This is a genomic window from Methanomicrobia archaeon, assembly GCA_011049045.1.
Taxonomy (GTDB): domain Archaea; phylum Halobacteriota; class Syntropharchaeia; order Alkanophagales; family Methanospirareceae; genus JACGMN01.
The window spans coordinates 23,859-40,075 of the sequence record DSCO01000007.1 but is presented as its reverse complement, the minus strand read 5'-3'; the positions used below and the strand labels follow the sequence as shown (position 1 = coordinate 40,075).

15 protein-coding genes and 2 pseudogenes are annotated in these 16,217 nt (G+C 57.3%); 9 read left to right on the top strand and 8 right to left on the bottom strand.

The window, feature by feature from the left end; genetic code table 11:
* The first annotated feature begins 176 nt into the window (after positions 1-176).
* Genes ENN68_00730 through ENN68_00720 form a run of 3 tightly spaced genes read left to right on the top strand, consistent with a single transcriptional unit; the run spans position 177 to position 3,827 of the window.
* A complete protein-coding gene (locus tag ENN68_00730; protein HDS44621.1) occupies positions 177-1,214 on the top strand; it encodes a hypothetical protein in 1,038 nt (345 codons plus the stop codon).
* A gap of 16 nt (positions 1,215-1,230) precedes the next feature.
* Positions 1,231-2,049, top strand: coding sequence for an inositol-1-monophosphatase (locus tag ENN68_00725; protein HDS44620.1), 819 nt, complete (start codon positions 1,231-1,233; stop codon positions 2,047-2,049).
* A 5-nt stretch (positions 2,050-2,054) separates the two neighbouring features.
* Positions 2,055-3,827, top strand: a complete 1,773-nt coding sequence (locus ENN68_00720) for a ribosome biogenesis/translation initiation ATPase RLI (protein HDS44619.1) — start codon at positions 2,055-2,057, stop codon at positions 3,825-3,827.
* Here ENN68_00720 and ENN68_00715 read toward each other — a convergent pair.
* The 3 genes and pseudogenes from ENN68_00715 to ENN68_00705 form a co-directional block, all read right to left on the bottom strand.
* Positions 3,781-4,740: a DNA-3-methyladenine glycosylase 2 family protein gene (locus tag ENN68_00715; GenBank protein ID HDS44618.1), complete on the bottom strand. Its 960-nt coding sequence runs from the start codon at positions 4,738-4,740 to the stop codon at positions 3,781-3,783. The two genes, ENN68_00720 and ENN68_00715, sit on opposite strands and share 47 nt — an antisense overlap.
* A gap of 185 nt (positions 4,741-4,925) precedes the next feature.
* Positions 4,926-5,118: pseudogene (locus ENN68_00710) on the bottom strand (type II toxin-antitoxin system HicA family toxin).
* Complete coding sequence (locus ENN68_00705) at positions 5,105-5,317, bottom strand: type II toxin-antitoxin system HicB family antitoxin (GenBank protein ID HDS44617.1); 213 nt, start codon at positions 5,315-5,317, stop codon at positions 5,105-5,107. Before ENN68_00705 ends, ENN68_00710 begins: the two are co-directional and overlap by 14 nt.
* 378 nt (positions 5,318-5,695) lie before the next feature.
* Here ENN68_00705 and ENN68_00700 point away from each other — a divergent pair, with 378 nt between their 5' ends.
* The 3 genes and pseudogenes from ENN68_00700 (at position 5,696) to ENN68_00690 (ending at position 7,945) form a co-directional block, all read left to right on the top strand.
* Entirely contained in the window at positions 5,696-5,992 is a 297-nt protein-coding gene (locus ENN68_00700; GenBank protein HDS44616.1) for a nucleotidyltransferase, read from the top strand.
* Positions 5,989-6,337: pseudogene (locus ENN68_00695) on the top strand (DUF86 domain-containing protein). The gene ENN68_00700 and the pseudogene ENN68_00695 overlap by 4 nt, the downstream one beginning before the upstream one ends.
* Before the next feature lie 174 nt (positions 6,338-6,511).
* A complete protein-coding gene (locus ENN68_00690; protein HDS44615.1) occupies positions 6,512-7,945 on the top strand; it encodes a radical SAM protein in 1,434 nt (477 codons plus the stop codon).
* 245 nt (positions 7,946-8,190) lie between these two features.
* Here ENN68_00690 and ENN68_00685 read toward each other — a convergent pair whose 3' ends face one another.
* The 3 genes from ENN68_00685 to ENN68_00675 all read right to left on the bottom strand — a co-directional run bounded on the left by ENN68_00685 (position 8,191) and on the right by ENN68_00675 (position 10,523).
* A complete protein-coding gene (locus ENN68_00685; protein ID HDS44614.1) occupies positions 8,191-8,970 on the bottom strand; it encodes a hypothetical protein in 780 nt (259 codons plus the stop codon).
* A 108-nt stretch (positions 8,971-9,078) separates the two neighbouring features.
* On the bottom strand, positions 9,079-9,879 hold the full coding sequence (locus tag ENN68_00680; GenBank protein HDS44613.1) for an MEMO1 family protein: 801 nt from the start codon (positions 9,877-9,879) through the stop codon (positions 9,079-9,081).
* A 20-nt stretch (positions 9,880-9,899) separates the two neighbouring features.
* The gene (locus ENN68_00675; GenBank protein HDS44612.1) at positions 9,900-10,523 is read right to left on the bottom strand and encodes a 30S ribosomal protein S2; all 624 of its coding nucleotides are present in this window, start codon (positions 10,521-10,523) and stop codon (positions 9,900-9,902) included.
* Positions 10,524-10,573: 50 nt separating this feature from the next.
* On the opposite strand from ENN68_00675, the gene ligA reads away from it, so the two are divergent.
* The gene (gene ligA / locus ENN68_00670) at positions 10,574-12,610 is read left to right on the top strand and encodes an NAD-dependent DNA ligase LigA (protein HDS44611.1); all 2,037 of its coding nucleotides are present in this window, start codon (positions 10,574-10,576) and stop codon (positions 12,608-12,610) included.
* A 22-nt stretch (positions 12,611-12,632) separates the two neighbouring features.
* Here the strand turns inward: ligA and ENN68_00665 are convergent, their stop codons facing one another.
* Positions 12,633-13,676, bottom strand: coding sequence for an AAA family ATPase (locus tag ENN68_00665; GenBank protein HDS44610.1), 1,044 nt, complete (start codon positions 13,674-13,676; stop codon positions 12,633-12,635).
* A gap of 26 nt (positions 13,677-13,702) precedes the next feature.
* A complete protein-coding gene (locus tag ENN68_00660) occupies positions 13,703-14,290 on the bottom strand; it encodes an imidazoleglycerol-phosphate dehydratase (GenBank protein HDS44609.1) in 588 nt (195 codons plus the stop codon).
* 151 nt (positions 14,291-14,441) lie between these two features.
* Here ENN68_00660 and purC point away from each other — a divergent pair, with 151 nt between their 5' ends.
* Positions 14,442-15,215 (top strand): phosphoribosylaminoimidazolesuccinocarboxamide synthase, encoded by a 774-nt coding sequence (gene purC / locus ENN68_00655; protein HDS44608.1) that lies wholly within the window; start codon positions 14,442-14,444, stop codon positions 15,213-15,215.
* A gap of 97 nt (positions 15,216-15,312) precedes the next feature.
* Positions 15,313-15,987: a hypothetical protein gene (locus ENN68_00650; GenBank protein ID HDS44607.1), complete on the top strand. Its 675-nt coding sequence runs from the start codon at positions 15,313-15,315 to the stop codon at positions 15,985-15,987.
* Positions 15,988-16,217: the final 230 nt, after the last annotated feature.

Sequence of the window (16,217 nt, the reverse complement as noted above, 5' to 3'; positions counted from 1 at the left end):
GCGGCTGTCAAGCTGTTGGGGGTTAGTGATCTAAATCACCCATCACGAGCACTATGTTCCACTCTGCGGGATAATTTTCGAGTCACATTTGCTGCCAGCACCCATTTACTTTACAGCCCCGCTTTTACCTGCGCATAAGACCGGAATGATCATTTTTATATGCACGGCGGCATGTAATGGTAGGAGCGAACCATAGACCAGGAGCGGGATGGAACGTAAGAAAAATGGAAAAGAGGAAGGAATTCAGTGATTTGAAGCGTGACGTAATTGATGCGGGTACGTGCTCAGGCTGCGGTGCATGCGTGGCTGTCTGTCGGTTACTCGATCTCGATTTTCTCAGCATTGACCCGGTATCGGGCCTGCCCGTACTGGGGGGCCATCAGCAGTCCACACCGGCAGGTGAAGCATGCGCGGCTACTCCGTTAGTAAGAGCGGCGATGGGCGACGAGCTCCAGTGCCCGATCGATTGCGGCTACTGCTATTACCAGTGCCCGCGGGTGGAGAAGCCCGCGTTACGGGAAGACCTGGGAGAGTATTATGAAGTGGTCACCAGTGATGCGGAAATAAAGGCTGCTGGCGTGGCCGACGACGTGCTCACGTCGCTGCTCGCATCAGCACTGGCCGATGCGCTCGTCGAGGGTGTGGTCGCGGTCGCGGATACGGATGGCGCGCTGCCTGAGGTGCGTATTGCGATGCACAAGGGCGCATTGATCGAGCATGCCGGCGGCAATTACGGCGCTGCGGCCGCGCTGACGGGTCTGGCCGATGCGATCGTGAATTACGGGCTCTGGTCCGTTGCGCTAGTCGGGACCCCGTGTCAGATGGAAGCGTATGAGAAGCTGCTCTCTGTAGGTCGAGAAACCCACAACGCTCATAATTTCTCGTCTGTGGTGCGATTACGAATCGCGGTCTTTTGCGATGGTGTTCTTACAAGCGAAGGCGAAAAGCGTGAGGGATGTAAGACCTGCGCGGATCTGATCGGGCAGTTTGCAGACCTCAGTGTGGGCTCGATCAGTGCCTCAGCGGGCGCTTCGGTCGTGATCGTGCACACCGATGTGGGCAAGGAAGTCTTCGAGAGTGCGCAACAGTGGAGTTTCATCGAGGCGAAGCCCCTGGATAGGTCCGCTATTACTGCACTCCAGCAGAAGCAGGCGGAGAAGCGTGAAGCGGGCTTGAAGGAGCAAGCGCGCCGGGCGCACTCGGCAGAGCAGTAAGCGTTTTGAGGTTAGCATGGAGATCAAGGAGCTCTTAGCGCTCGCCACGGAGATCAGAACGGCAATACAGGGGTATCTTGCAGAGAATACGGATTACGGTGCGGTGCTGAAGCAAAGGCCGCAGGACGTCACGCGGAAGATTGATCTCCATGCGGAAGAGGCGATGCATCGCGCATTACAGCGGCATGAGCGCTGTGCACGCATTATTTCAGAGGAGCTGGGCGATCATATCTATCCCGCAGGTGGCGAGCCGGAATTCACCCTCATTTTCGATCCGATTGACGGCTCCACCAATGTCGTCCTGGGTATCCCGGTCTTCTGCTCCTCGATTGCGTATTCGCCGCACGTCGAGCATGTGCGGTTCGAGGATATTCAGGCGAGCGTTGTTGCTGCGATCTACGGGAAGACCTACTACGCAGTGCGCGGTGGACACGCATGGGTTAACGGCAGCCAGCTGCCACGTACGATATGCGGCAAGACGAAGCGGGCGTTCTCGGTTTACACCTACGGTGCGACCTCGATTCCTGAGGCGGTGCTCACGTTTCTCGCGGCGAACGGAGAAAAGGTGATCAGGGTGCTGGGCAGCGTGGCGCTGGAGCTCTGCCTTATTGCGGAAGGTGCGATAGATGGCTTTCTCGACGTGCGGGGACTCGTCAACGGCTATGATATCGCCGGCGCTGCTCTGATCTTGCAGGAGGCTGGGGGCACGCTAACGGATCTTGAGGGGCGGGCACTGGAGACCGAGGCAGGAAGGACGCATAATGTATCCCTCATCGCGGCGCTACAGGACGAGTGTTATGATGAGCTGCGAGCTCTGATGCACTCGAGCAGGTAACTAAGATGCGCATCGCGATCGTGAAGAAGGACAAATGTCAGCCGAAGAAGTGCTCCTACGAGTGCATGAAGTACTGCCCCATGGTGCGAACGGGCGAGGAGACGGTCATTCTGGGCGCGGACAGCAAGCCAATCATCTCCGAGGAGTTATGCGAGGGGTGCGGGATCTGCATCAAGAAATGCCCGTTCAGGGCGATCTCGATTATCGGTCTGCCTGAGGAACTGGAAGGTGAAGAGACGCACCGCTATGGTGAGAATGGTTTTGTGCTCTACGGCATGCCGATTCCCAAGGCCGGCAAAATTACCGGGCTGCTCGGCCAGAACGGCATCGGGAAGAGCACCGCGGTGAAGATCCTCGCAGGGCTGCAGCGGCCGAATCTGGGTAATGTCGAGGCTGAGGTGGCCTGGGGTGAGATCATCAAACGCTACGCGGGCTCAGAGCTGCAGAACTACTTCGATAAACTCGCAAAGAACAGAATTAAAGTCTCCTATAAGCCACAGTATGTGGATGCGATACCCCGCTACTTTGAGGGTTCGGCCGCCGAGCTGCTGGCGAGCACGGATGAGACGGGCGAAGCATCTGAGCTTGCCAGAGCGTTTGAGATCGAGACAGCATTGAATACGGACATCAAATCGCTCAGCGGCGGCGAGTTACAGCGCGTTGCGGTGATCGCCTGTCTGATTCGCGATGCTGATTTCTACTTCTTTGACGAGGTAACGCCGTATCTCGATATCTATCAGCGCGTCCGCGTGGCAAAGGGGATACGGGCAGCACTGGAGGGGAAAGCGGTAATGGTGGTAGAGCATGATCTCGCGATCCTTGATATGCTTGCGGACTACGTGCATCTGCTCTACGGCATGCCGGGCGAGTACGGCGTGGTCACGATGCCGAAGAGCACGAGCCGGGGCATCAATGAGTATCTGAGCGGGTTCTTGCAGGCGGAGAACGTGCGGATACGGGACAAACCGATCGAGTTCACGGCGCATCCGCCGCGTGAAACGCTTGAAGAGCGACCCATACACCTCGAATACGCGGGCTTTGAGAAACGATACGATGAAAGCGGTTTTGTTCTGGCAGCGAAGCCCGGCAGTATCGCGGAGGGCGAGGTGCTCGGCGGCGTCGGCCGTAACGCGATCGGGAAAAGCACTTTTGTGAAGGTACTGGTAGGCGATGTCGAGCCCACAGCGGGCAGCATTGAGCTTGACATCACCATCTCCTACAAGCCGCAGTACATCCGGGGCGAGCTGGGGATGACGGTGAAGGATTTCTTCGCATCGCTCAAGGAGAACGGGTTGACCGAGGCGGACATTATCGAGGTGATCAGACCGTTAGGTATCCCGGAGATCGAGGAGAAGGTTATTACGGAACTCAGCGGCGGCGAGTTGCAGAGCGTGGCAATTGCCGCGTGCCTCTGCCGGGACGCCCCGTTTTACGTGCTGGACGAGCCATCGGCGCACCTCGATGTCGAGCAGAAGGTGCGATTGATCAAGACACTGCGGCGGTATGCTGAACGGCGCACCGTCTCGATGCTGATCGTTGATCATGACATCTACCTGATCGACATGCTGAGCGATCGGTTGATGGTCTTCGAGGGCACGCCGGGCATGCGGGGTGAGATCACCGGGATTTTTGATATGCGTGCCGGCATGAATTCGTTCCTGAAGGAGCTGGGCGTGACCTTCAGGCGTGACGAGAGCACGCTCCGGCCGCGGATCAATAAGATCGGGTCAGCTAAGGACCGCGAGCAGAAGCAGAGCGGGAAGTATTATTATTTGTGACCTCACGCTCCATGCCCAGCCGATCAGCCACCACCAGATAATACGCAGCCAGCCCTTTCCATCGGCCCCAGTTTTCCGCTATTGCTCGCGCCTCAGCGCCCGAGATTTTGTGATCGTCACAGTAATAGTGCGCGATATGCCGCCGTAACCCCAAATCGTCAGCTGGGAAAGCCTCTGATTTGTGCATGCCCCTGAGCATCGTCAACTCCGCGGTCCACCGCCCGATGCCGCGTACCTGCGTCAGCTCCCTGATGATCAGTTCAGCGTCTTCGCAGGTCTTGAATCGCTCTAAATCCAGCTCTCCGTCTACAATTGCAGTAGCGATACCGTAGATATATTCCGCTTTGCGCATGCTCAGCCCGCAAGCACGGAGCTGGTCGATCGTTCCAGCAGCAATGTTTTCCGGTGTGGGATAGGCATAATAAACAGCCGCATCCAACTCCAGCACCGCACCAAACGTCTTGATCACCGTGCGTTCCAGGCGGTGCGCGACGTTGAGCGCGATCTGCTGCTCGATGATCGAGTCCACCAGCGCTTCGAAGACGGTGGGTGTGCTCGGGCCCTTCAAGCCGCTGAGTCGTCTGGTGAGCGCGGCAAGCACCGCATCGGCCTGCACGTCCTGGTAAAACGCGGTCAAATCGAGTGGTATATTGAAGAGCGATGCGATCGTTGCTTCGACCTGCTCGATATCATCAGGAGAAAGCTCATCCCGGGGCTGTAAATCGACTGACAGCTCGGGCTGCTCAACGGTGCCTGAAGCTGTTACGATAACGAGCGCCAGTTTGGAGTTGACGCGAAGTACCTGCCAGAACGTTCCGTTTGCGTAGGTGCGGACCTGTGGGTCGCCGGTGGCGAAGATGGTAGCGCTTAAATGGAAATCGAAAGGGGGAACTGCTTGGATCTTTAGGTGCATGGCTCTGTACCAGACTAAGAGGATTATATTATTTGAGGCAGTTTTCTTTTAGCCTCTCATGAGTATCCGACTCGATGAACGTAGTTGTCCCATTTTTGGTCGCTGACGTTAGTTAGATAGAATCATCCATGTGACTGAAGAGTTAATCACAGATATTTGGAGAACTCCTTCATATCTACTTTTGCCTATTTGAGAACTCCACTCAACGTACCTATTATTCAGCTCTTTATGCAAGGGAACGACCGTGCCAACTTTGCCCTCTGGTCTCATCTTGGAAAGTCTGACATGGCTGCCTGATTGGCTGCTAATCTCAAAACCCATCTTATTACAAAGAATTCGTACTACGGTATCTTCCGAGACGTCCTTAAGTCTTGGCACGAACAGCCACCTCAAAAGTGGTCATCAGTGATTTCCGGCCTTCCTTTAAGGGGAACTCTTCCAAATAAAGTTCCGTAGCTTCTCTGAGATTATCAATAGCCTCTTCTATGGTCCCTCCCTGACTCACCGTTCCGACCTCTGGACATTCGGCCACGTACATATCCTCCTCCTCATGCAGAATTGCCGTAAAGGTAACCATTTCTAGCACCAATATTTTTAACGAGCGGCACTCCAAATAAAGATCTTGCCGGGTACCAAAGTGTGCTCTGCACCTACCGGCGAGAGAATAAGTGTATCGTCGTTATCTGCACACCACACACAATAAACCGCTTCTTGGATCGAGCGATCTTGATCTCCTCGTGGAGTTCGAAGCACACATAGGGCTTTTAAAATTCATTCACCTGGAGCATTACTTGAGCGGACGGACTATTAGGCTTTAAGGTAGATTTGGTGATGAAATCGGCGCTCAAGCCGCGGATCGGCAAACAGGTGCTTCGCGAGGTTGCGTATCTATAAAACAAGAGGTTGGAGATTACCGTGAAGATATCGTCTATGACCACCATAAAGGGAAAAGAAAATGGATAAAAGCGTACACGAGTTGTTAGCCACCATAAAAGCGCACAAACACATCTTGAAGGAGCGGTACAAGGTAAAAGAGATCGGCGTGTTTGGCTCCTTTGTGCGCAGTGAGCAAACAACCGAAAGCGATGTGGACATACTCGTGGACTTCTATGAAGTGCCTGATCTCCTTGACTTCATCAATCTTGAACGGTACCTCCAGCGGGTGTTGCGGAAGAAGGTAGAGCTGGTACGAAAGCCAGTGGTGCGCAAAGAGCTGCGTGAGCGGATCTTAAACGAGGTCGTATACGCATGAAACGTGACTACTCACTCTATCTACGGGAGATATACTCGACTGTATTGAGAAGATCGACGAATTCGTCGGTGATATGGCCTACGAGGAGTTCGTCGAGGACGATAAGACCTCGGTGCGGTCGTTCGCAAGCTTGAAATCATGGGTGAGGCTGCTAAGAACATACCGCATGAACTCAGGCAGAACTACAGGGAGATCCCGTGGAGCGAGATCGCGAAGATGCGTGATAAACTCATTCATTTTTACTTCGGGGTTGACTACGAAATCGTTTGGAAGGTGATCAAGGAACGTCTTCCCGTGCTCGAACCCCAACTCAAACAAATGCTCACGGAGGAGGAAACAAAGTGAAACCGTTCTCTACGGTTGCGATACCGCATCGGGACAACGGTCGACTAACCTTGGACGTATTCGCCGCGAATCTCTGGCATGTGTATAGGGAGTTCGTCCCGGGTCCCGCCCTCGATGAACGAGTCGTAGGATATCTCGCCGGCGGTGCGGGATATATCAGTACCCGTTATTATAATGAAAGGTACACAACGCGCATTATCGTGGACCATGACCCGCATTCGCTCCACCACGAGCATCTGCCCCATCTGCTATGAACCCCTCGAGGCAAAGGTGTACGAAGCTAAGGGCGCGGTATGGCTCGAGAAGCGCTGCGCAGAGCACGGCGTGTTCAAAGACCTCGTATGGTCAGATTACGAGCTATACCGTGCATTCGAAGCCCGGGATCTCTCAGGCGCGGGACGCCCGGGCGCAGGGGAACCAGAGCATGATGCCGCATGCTCCTTCGCCTGCGGCCTCTGCACGAACCACGAATCACAAACGGTCCTGGGCGTGATCGATGTTACGGAACGCTGCAACCTGAGCTGCCCAACCTGCTTCGCTAAGAGCGAGAACGACCTCGTGGAACCTGATCTGTCACCGGCGTCTATCAAGGCGATCATTGACACGTTCGCCGCGAGCACGAACGCTTCAGGGCTCCAGTTCAGTGGTGGCGAGCCCACGCTCAGATCAGATCTCCCGGAGCTGATCGCTTACGCACGCACGAAATTCGAGCACGTGGAGGTGAACACGAACGGGCTGAAGATGGCTGCGAGCCCCGCCTTCTGCAGCGCGATGGAGTCTGCAGGCTTGAGTGTGGTCTATCTCCAGTTCGATGGTGTGACTGAGGCGCCCTACCTGAGCTTACGGGGTCGCAAACTGCTTGAGGTCAAGAAGCAGGCGATCGAGAACCACCGGCAGGCAGGTCCGAAGCCCGCGATCGTGCTCGTGCCTACTATCGTCAAGGGCGTGAACGACGACCAGATCGGAGACATTTTACGGTTCGCCATCGCGAACAGCGACATTGTCCGCGGCGTTAATTTCCAACCAATCTCCTTCTGCGGACGGACGAATCACCGTCCAGCGGAGCGGATCACGGTCTCCGATATCATCAGCAACATCGCGGCACAGACTGATTTCCTGCAGCAGAGCGATTTCTATCCGCCGTCTGTGATGAGCGTGTTACTGGGCACGCTGGGCAAAGCCGATGTGGGCTGCCATTTCTCCTGCGGCGCATTCTCATACCTTGTGCTCGATACCGATACCGGCACGGTGGAGCCGCTTACGAAGTACGTGGATATTGAACGTCTGGCCGACTCGTACCGTAAAAGCGGCAGGATCTCCCTGCTCAGCGCGATACGAACGATCCACTCCGGTCTTCTTAAAGACCTGTTCATCGATTTCGTCAAGAGCCAAGCGTACGACGACCTCAGCAATCTTCACTTCAAGCTGCTCTTCGTCGGCGCCATGCACTTCATGGATCCCTACAACTTCGATTGCGCACGTGTGCGAAAATGCGTGATCCACTACGGGCTGCCGGACGGGCGCATAATACCGTTCTGCGCCTATAATAACCTCTACCGCAAGGGCAAAATACCAAATTACAAATACCAAAATACAAACAAATCCTAAGCTCAAAAATCCAAATCGCAAACAAATAACAAACATCAATGTGTATCACTGAGGGGCTGTTACGGTACTTATCTCTTTCCCGTAACTGCTTTAACACCCCACCACGCTTAACCCGCAGAGCAGGTCAGGTGCAACTTCGACTGTCCGGGGCACACGCATGCGACTCTGGCACCAGCTCTTCACCGGTTACAGCGACTGCGTAACCAGCACAAACCGCATAATCGCTCACTGAACTGCTCAACTGCTTAACTTATGCGTCGTAACACGCTGCTCTCCGATTCTGAGCACTCGCCCGCGAAGATGAGCCCGTCGATGACCTCCCCGATCCAGGTCTCCGGCAATCCGTGACCGCGCCGCAACCGATCGAGCACCCGTGACCGGTCCAACCCGCTCGTGCCCGCCTTCGTGAGCTGATCCAAAATCAAGGCTCGCGTTTGTGCACGATAATGCGCCAGCAGGCCGCTGACCGCGGTTATCGCCGTACCCGACAGCGCGTCCAGACGCTCAGTATCGAGCGCGTAATGCGCACGCGCACACTCGCCCGGCCCGGAAGAGCTCGGGGCGCTCGAAAGGATTCGGAGCTGCTCGATACGCGCCAGCGTTCTCTGCGCAGTCGCAAGGAGCCAGGCCGCTCGTGCACGGTCATCAACGAACCCGAGCGCTTCGGCCAGAATACGCGCGCGTCTGCTGCCATCCGCGCCGGCACGCACCGTGACGGCACCGGCGATCGCGAGATACCGCCCGGCGTCCGTACCAGCCGCTGCGGGTTCCGCGGGATAGCGATCCTGTGCCGCGTACACGGGCACGGAAGCGGTACTGTCGTTGAGCTGTATCCGGACGACCGTACCCCGTGCTTCCACCGATTCTATCGCGCCTACCGCGTAGAGGCGCTGACAGCACGCACCGGTGGGCGTTATGAGCTGTGTGGCGCCTGCATGTTCGATGAAGAGGTCGCTCTGTAAGTATTCCGCAAAGAAGACCCTGCAGGCGGGTATCAACGCAGCGCCGCGCTTCAGTTCCTCCATGGTGGTTCTAGATAGGTAAGGTATGTATCTATCATATTCAATATTCATGCCGCCTGCCGCAGGGTGTCGTGCTCTGCAGGGCCGGTAGGTAAGGTGCGGTAATAGAGTTCAGACAAGGATAATACCGCCGTAGCCCACGACGCTGGAACGCTCGCCCGTGATGTCTCCGCTCGTCATGTACGCGGTCACGATACCGCTCGTCGCGCCGAGTCGCCTGACTGCCTGTAGCATCGCACCGATCGGCGCAATGCCGCACGCGGTCACGTTCCGCTCGTACACCCGTTTGAAGAACTTCGGCACGTCCAGCTCCGTGATCGCTTCGATCACGTAACCGTCCTTGTCACGCGCGATCTTTTCGGGCTCGTAATGCGTGAAATCCGATGACGCTATGATCATCACGCGCTTGTCATATGCGGCGATTGTACTGGCGAGATCGTCACCGATCTCACGCACCGTTTCCTCGTCACCCAGCCCGATGCTGATCGGCACGATGCGGAACGATCGCCCGAAGCAGAACTGGAGGAACGGGAGCTGAAGCTCAATGGAATGCTCATACCGGTGCGCCGTCTCGTCCACAGCAATGAGCCGTCTCGGCAGCGCCTCTATGAACGCCGCATCAGGCGCGACCACGCCCAGAGGCGTCTCCCAGGGCTCGGCAGACACCGCTATGAGTGAGCCGATAGCCTGGTGATTGGTCCCGAGGAGAACATAAGTGTCCGCAGGCGGCAGTCGTGCGTAAACACTCGCGGCTACTCGGCCTGAATACAGATAGCCCGCATGGGGCACGACCGCGCCGAGCACCTGATCATGCAGCGCACGCGGCAAGTCCGCGAAGAAGCCCTGCAACTGCCGGTTCAACCGGTCTGCATCTCCCTCGTACCAGGAACCTGCTACTACCGACTTTCTCATCGCCTGACCTCCCGGAGGCATTACAGGGAAGCTTCAAAATCGTCCGCCGTAAACGCAAAGGTGAATTCGCCTTCCATGCCCGCACGCCGGTACCGCTCGCGCAGCATCTCGCGCGCCAGCAGCCAGTAAACCGTGGCAAGCGCCTTCCGGCCCTTGTTGTTCGTCGGAATGATAAGATCGATATTCGAGGTCGAATTGTTCGCGTCACAGAGGGCAACGATCGGGATACCGATGCTCACTGCTTCCCGTAAGGACTGCTCATCGGTCATCGGGTCCGTCACGACCAGCACGGCAGGCTCGACGAAGTGCGCGCTATCAGGATTGGTCAACGTACCCGGGATGAACCGCTCGACATTTGCCGCGGCGCCGGTTACCTCCGCGAACATCCGCACTGGCTGGTGCCCGTATTCGCGCGCCGCAACCACCAAAATCGTTTTCGGGTCGTAATTCGCCAAAAACTTCGCTGCACGTCGCAGCCGCTCATCCATCTGCCTGATATCCAGCAGATACAAACCATCCGGCCGCGCCTGGTAGATGAACCGCTTCATGTCCCCGGTCTTCTGCTGCGTGCCGATATGAATGCCGCTGGCCAGGTAATCCGTGCTCGGTATTAACGTCTCCTCTTTATTCCGCTCCGCTGCCATGCTGGTTGATACCTCGTGTATTAAGTATCAGGTGACGAATATATAAAAACATGGGTGGCGACGGGGATAACGAGGCGGTAACGAAACGAATAGAGGAGTTACGAGAGCTGATTCGCTATCACAATTATCGCTATTACGTCCTGGATGCGCCGGAGATCGCGGACGCTGAATACGACCGCCTGTTCGCCGAGCTGGTGGATCTGGAGCAAAGACACCCCGAGCTGATTACGCACGATTCACCCACGCAACGGATCGGTGCGAAACCGTTAGAGGAGTTCGGCACGTACGAGCACCGTATCCCGATGCTCAGCCTGAACAGTGTCACGGCCGAAGCGGACGTACGGGACTTCGATGACCGCGTGCGCCGGCTTCTGGGGCCGGAGTCCGTGATCGAGTACGTGGTGGAGCCGAAGATCGACGGCCTGGCGATGGAGCTGGTCTACGATCAGGGTACCTTTTCCGCCGGCAGCACCCGCGGTGACGGCTATACCGGCGAGGATATCACCCAGAACCTGCGGACGATTAACTCGATACCGTTACGCATCCGTGCTGATGCGCCTGATGAAACCGCACCACCAGCCCTGCTCGAGGTGCGTGGCGAGGTTTACATGCCGCTCAGCAAATTCAGGGCGCTGAACACGAAACTGGGCGAACGCGGTGAGAAGACCTTCGCCAATCCCCGTAATGCCGCTGCTGGCTCGGTACGGCAGCTCGATCCGAAGGTCACGGCCGCTCGGCCGCTCGACTTCTTCGCCTATGGGATCGGCCGCCTCGAAGGCAGAACCGTTTCGTCGCAAAAGGAGGCACTGGCGTATCTGAAACAGATCGGCTTCAGGATAAATCCGTTGATCCAACAGTTCACGGATATCGACGCCGTGATCCGTTACCATAACACCGTGCAGCAGCAGCGTGACCAGCTTGATTACGAGATCGACGGCGTCGTCGTGAAGGTGAACAACATCGCGCAGCAGGAGCTGCTGGGGACCATTTCACGGAGCCCACGCTGGGCGATCGCCTACAAATTCCCCGCGCGTGAGGAATTCACACGGGTGAACGATATCATCGTCCAGGTGGGACGGACCGGTGCACTCACGCCCGTTGCGATCCTTGAGCCGGTGCAGATCGCCGGCGTGACCGTGAGCCGGGCAACGCTCCATAACGAGGACGAGCTCAGAAGAAAGGACGTGCGGATCGGCGATACCGTGGTGGTCGAACGGGCGGGCGACGTGATCCCCGAGGTGGTGAGCGTGATCACCTCGAAACGAACCGGTAAGGAGCAGGCGTTCCAGATGCCCCAGAACTGCCCGGTCTGTGGCTCGGACGTGATCAAGGAAGGGCCGATTGCGCGCTGCATCGGTGTCGCCTGCCCGGCACAGCTGAAGGAGCGCATCAAGCATTTCGCCGCGCTCCGTGCACTGAACATCGAGGGGCTGGGTGAGAAGGTGATCGAGCAACTGGTGGATCGCGGCATGGTCGCCGATCCCGCTGATCTCTTCTTCTTAACGAAACGCGAGCTCGTACGCCTGGAGCGAATGGGTGAGAAGTCAGCGCAGAAAATACTCCTCGCGCTCGACCGGAGCAAGCATACCAGCTTCGCACGGCTCATCCACGCGCTCGGGATACGACACGTGGGTGAGCATACCGCATCACTGCTCGCTGAGCAGTTCCTCACGCTGGAAGCGCTCCAGAACGCCACGTATGACGACCTGACCGGCATACCGGAAATCGGCCCGGAGGTGGCGAAGAGCATCCGCCTGTTCTTCGCGCAGCCGGGTACCAAACAACTGCTGCAGAAGCTGGAGCGCGCAGGCGTGAAGTACGAGATCAAAGCAGCAGCCGCTACTGCAGCGCCACCGGCACTGAAAGGGAAGACCTTCGTCTTCACGGGCCGCATATCCCTGCCCCGTGAGGAAGCAAAGGCGCTCGTCGAGCGCAGGGGCGGCAAGGTGGCCTCGAGCGTCTCGAAACGGACTGATTACCTGGTGGCTGGCGAAGAGCCCGGCTCGAAATACCAGCAGGCGCAGAAGCTCAGGATTACTATACTCGACGAGCAGGCATTCAGAGCGATGGTGGAAGGCGGCGTGTGACGCGGGCTGACGACCCGTTCAGTCAGTCGCGAAAGGCGATCGTCGCTAACAGCTCATCGAGCGGTATCAGCGGATGTAGCGCGGTGCAGAGTTTGAGGTCAGCCTCAGCCTCGTGCACGATGACCCGTGCATACCGGTCCCGATCCTCAGGCGTCATCTCGCGCTGCATCTTCCGTCGCACTGCCTCATGGAGCTCCAGCAGCAGCTCACGGCCTCCCACGCGCTCCACACGCATCAGGAATTCCAACCGTGCCCGCACATCCCTGTAACGACCGCGTAACGCAGATTCGAGCAACCCCTCCGCTTGCTGGCGCTGGAAAAACACGTTCGCCGCAACTGCTGCTATACGGGTCGCATCGATGATCACCGGCGGTTCCGGTCCCGCTCGTGCCGTCGCGGCTTCCAGGATCAGGAGTGCAGTACGCGCATCGCCCCGTGCGTAATCGCCCAGGGCCGCCAGACCCTCCGCGGTAAGCGTTATCCCCTCACGCTGGGCGACCACACCGAGCAGCTGATCCAGCGCGCCCGTTTGCGCGAGCGACCGGAAATGCAGATTCAGGCAGCGTGACCGTATAGCCGGAATGATGCTCGCGGGTTTCGTGGTGGCGAAGATGAACCGGCAGGTTCTGTTGCTCCGCTCCATGATCCGGCGCAACGCGTGCTGCACATTCCAGGGCAGCAAATCGGCATTACTGAAATACAGGAGCTTGAAGCTCGCATTGATCGGTGCCAACGCGGCATATTCGCGGAGCATGTCCTTGAACATAACGATCGCGGACTTCTGCTCGTTATAAAAGAACTTGAACCGCTTGGTCTCCTTCAACCATCTCTTGCCACCCTCTACGAAATCCGCGGTCTCTATGTGCATGAGGTTCTCACGGTAAAACTCGCCGTAGAGCTCCTGCGACAGCGCGTAGACCACCGAGGTCTTGCCTGAGCCTGGTGGCCCCCAGAGCAGGAGGTTCGGCACCGTCTGCTCCTTGACAAAGCCCTGCAGCCGCTTCACCACCTCATCATGACCAATGAGCTCATCCAACCGCTTCGGTCTGTAATCCTCAGTCCACATCTCGCACGCTCAATACCCTGCACTACCTACCTGACCTTCGCCGTCTTACGCTCTTCAAGCCGTGTCGCACGATCCAGAGCGATCGCTAAGGCCTTGAAGATCGCCTCGATCTTATGGTGCTCGTTCTCGCCCCGTGCCCAGACGTGGATCGTGAAGCTCGCGTGCGTGGCGAAGGTCGTGATGAAATGGGGGATGTTCTCAGTGCTGATGTCCTCCACCTGCTCTTTCTCGAACTCCGCCTCGAATACCGTATAACCGCGGCCTACACCGCCGATTCCGCCGAGATCCACGGCACAACCCGCGATCGACTCGTCCATAGGCACCGTGGCCGACCCGAATCGCACGATCGCCGCGCGGTCCGCTGAGTCCGCAGCTCCCAGGGCCTTCTTGAACGCCTCGCCCAGAACGATACCGGTATCCTCGATGATATGGTGGCTCAGGTCGCCCGCGGCATTCACCTCCAGGTCGAAGAACCCGTGCTTCGCAAAGGTCGCGAGCATATGATCGAAGAATCTGATCGTCGTGCTGATCTCGCTCGTGCCCGTGCCATCAAGGTTCAAGTCCACACTGACACTCGTCTCCTTCGTGCTCCGTTTCAAATTGGCGGTTCTCATTCTCGCCTAACTGAATCCCGCGTAACGAAGACAGAGCGCCGCATGAGAAACGGCCTGCATGACCACGCTACGCGCTCTAAACGCTCTCCGTTTGCTTGCTATAGGAAGAGACTTATATATAAAAGTAGCGAGCTATTCCTACTGAACGCTCATGAACGAGGCGACGTATCTGCGAAGCGGGAAAGCGAAGGACCTGTATCAACGGCCAGATGGCGATATCGTCTTCGTCTTTACCGACCGCGTAACGGCCTTCGACGGGCTGAAGAAAGCGGAATATACCGGTAAGGGCACGATCTGCTGCATGCTCTCCTGTTTCTGGTTCCAGCAGCTCGAAGCTGCAGGGATTAAAACGCACTTCCGGGAGTTCGTGCCACCGAACATGCTCGTGGCTCAGGATCTCGAGATCCTGCCCGTCGAGGTCATCGCCCGGAACTACCTCTACGGCTCGCTCTGGCGACGCTATCAGCGCGGTGAGGTACAGCTCACTGGCGAGTTCGTGCACGAGGGCACGAAACTGGCAGAAGGGACGCCTCTCGCCAGTAGTTTTGTGGAATTCACCACCAAGTTCGAAACGGTCGATCGTCCCGTGACTGAGGATGAGCTCGTTGCGAACGGATGGATGGACCGGCCCGAGATCGAGTTCCTCAAGGCTACGACGCGGCGCATCGGTGAGCTCATGAGCGAGTATCTGAGCGCAAAGGCGGTCATTCTGGCCGATTTTAAGCTCGAGTACGGTCGCTGCAAGAAGTGCGGTGAGATCATCCTCGGCGACGAGGTGGGTACACCTGATGTCTGCAGGTTCTGGGATAAAGAAGCGTACGAGACACGCGGCGAGATCCGGAGCCTGGATAAAGACGTGTTCAGACAGGAGAAGGGCGATCTCTCTCAGGTTTACCGGGCGGTATACACGAGAATAGTGGCGTAGCCACCGCCGTTACTTCCGTTTGTTGAGCTCCTGCAGCAATCGGTACCCCTGCCAGACCGATGTGAGCAGCAGAGCAGAAGACGGGGCGCACACGCTCATGAATCAGATCTATATCCTCTATCATGGTTCGTTTGGCGAGCTGATCGCCGAGCATCTAGCTGCGAGCGAGTTCGCCGACCGTATCGTTGGCATCTATGATCTTGAACTGGCTTCCCTATCTCTCGACGATCCCGAGCGGGACCTCCCGGCCGATCTGCCCCTCTGCACTGCTGATCTCCTCATCGTGCTCGGGATACTCCCGAAGGCCGGTGACCTCGTTCCGATCATCGCGGCGAAGCTGGGGGTCAAAGCGGTCCTCTGGGCCATTGATGATCCCAACCTGATCCCGGAGGGTAAATATTCTATTACCGAGGAGCTCGAGAAAGAGGGCATCCACCTCGAATTCCAGGAGCCGCTCTGCGCACTGAAGTCGGGCGCGCACCCGGAGATACAGGCGTTTGCCGCGCGGTTCGGTAGCCCGGAGCTGATCGTGCACGTGAATCCGAAGACGAAAATCATCGAGAGCGTGAAGGTGGTGCGTGACACACCCTGCGGCTCCGCATCGAAAGTGGCGGCGAAGCTGATCGGCATGTCCTATACGGACCCGAAATTCGAGGAGCAGGTGCTGCAACTGCACGATAACGAGTGCGTCGCGTACATGGGTCCTGAACGGCCGATCATGCAAGAAGCCGGGAAACTACTGCTGGACGCGCTCAAGGCTGCGTTACCCTGAAACGATGCTTAGCCGTCCCGTTCCTAACGCGGTCGAGGTCACAGCACCGGTGCTCGCACCTCATGGCCCAAAACAAGGAAAGGTTTTTATGCTAGCTATATTTATGTGCGTATGTGCGGTAACTACTCGTTCAGATGGGGTGCGGAAGCGGATGGCGCTGGCAGCAGGATAGGATAGGGCCGCAGGGCACAACCGCGGCATGGGCGGTACGGCACATCGCCCCGTTACTG

Coding starts and splice junctions, on each gene's coding strand:
- ENN68_00730 (HDS44621.1), top strand. CDS start 177: ATGGTAGGAGCGAACCATAGACCAGGAGCGGGATGGAACGTAAGAAAA.
- ENN68_00725 (HDS44620.1), top strand. CDS start 1,231: ATGGAGATCAAGGAGCTCTTAGCGCTCGCCACGGAGATCAGAACGGCA.
- ENN68_00720 (HDS44619.1), top strand. CDS start 2,055: ATGCGCATCGCGATCGTGAAGAAGGACAAATGTCAGCCGAAGAAGTGC.
- ENN68_00715 (HDS44618.1), bottom strand. CDS start 4,740: ATGCACCTAAAGATCCAAGCAGTTCCCCCTTTCGATTTCCATTTAAGC.
- ENN68_00705 (HDS44617.1), bottom strand. CDS start 5,317: ATGGTTACCTTTACGGCAATTCTGCATGAGGAGGAGGATATGTACGTG.
- ENN68_00700 (HDS44616.1), top strand. CDS start 5,696: ATGGATAAAAGCGTACACGAGTTGTTAGCCACCATAAAAGCGCACAAA.
- ENN68_00690 (HDS44615.1), top strand. CDS start 6,512: ATGAAAGGTACACAACGCGCATTATCGTGGACCATGACCCGCATTCGC.
- ENN68_00685 (HDS44614.1), bottom strand. CDS start 8,970: ATGGAGGAACTGAAGCGCGGCGCTGCGTTGATACCCGCCTGCAGGGTC.
- ENN68_00680 (HDS44613.1), bottom strand. CDS start 9,879: ATGAGAAAGTCGGTAGTAGCAGGTTCCTGGTACGAGGGAGATGCAGAC.
- ENN68_00675 (HDS44612.1), bottom strand. CDS start 10,523: ATGGCAGCGGAGCGGAATAAAGAGGAGACGTTAATACCGAGCACGGAT.
- ligA (HDS44611.1), top strand. CDS start 10,574: ATGGGTGGCGACGGGGATAACGAGGCGGTAACGAAACGAATAGAGGAG.
- ENN68_00665 (HDS44610.1), bottom strand. CDS start 13,676: ATGTGGACTGAGGATTACAGACCGAAGCGGTTGGATGAGCTCATTGGT.
- ENN68_00660 (HDS44609.1), bottom strand. CDS start 14,290: ATGAGAACCGCCAATTTGAAACGGAGCACGAAGGAGACGAGTGTCAGT.
- purC (HDS44608.1), top strand. CDS start 14,442: ATGAACGAGGCGACGTATCTGCGAAGCGGGAAAGCGAAGGACCTGTAT.
- ENN68_00650 (HDS44607.1), top strand. CDS start 15,313: ATGAATCAGATCTATATCCTCTATCATGGTTCGTTTGGCGAGCTGATC.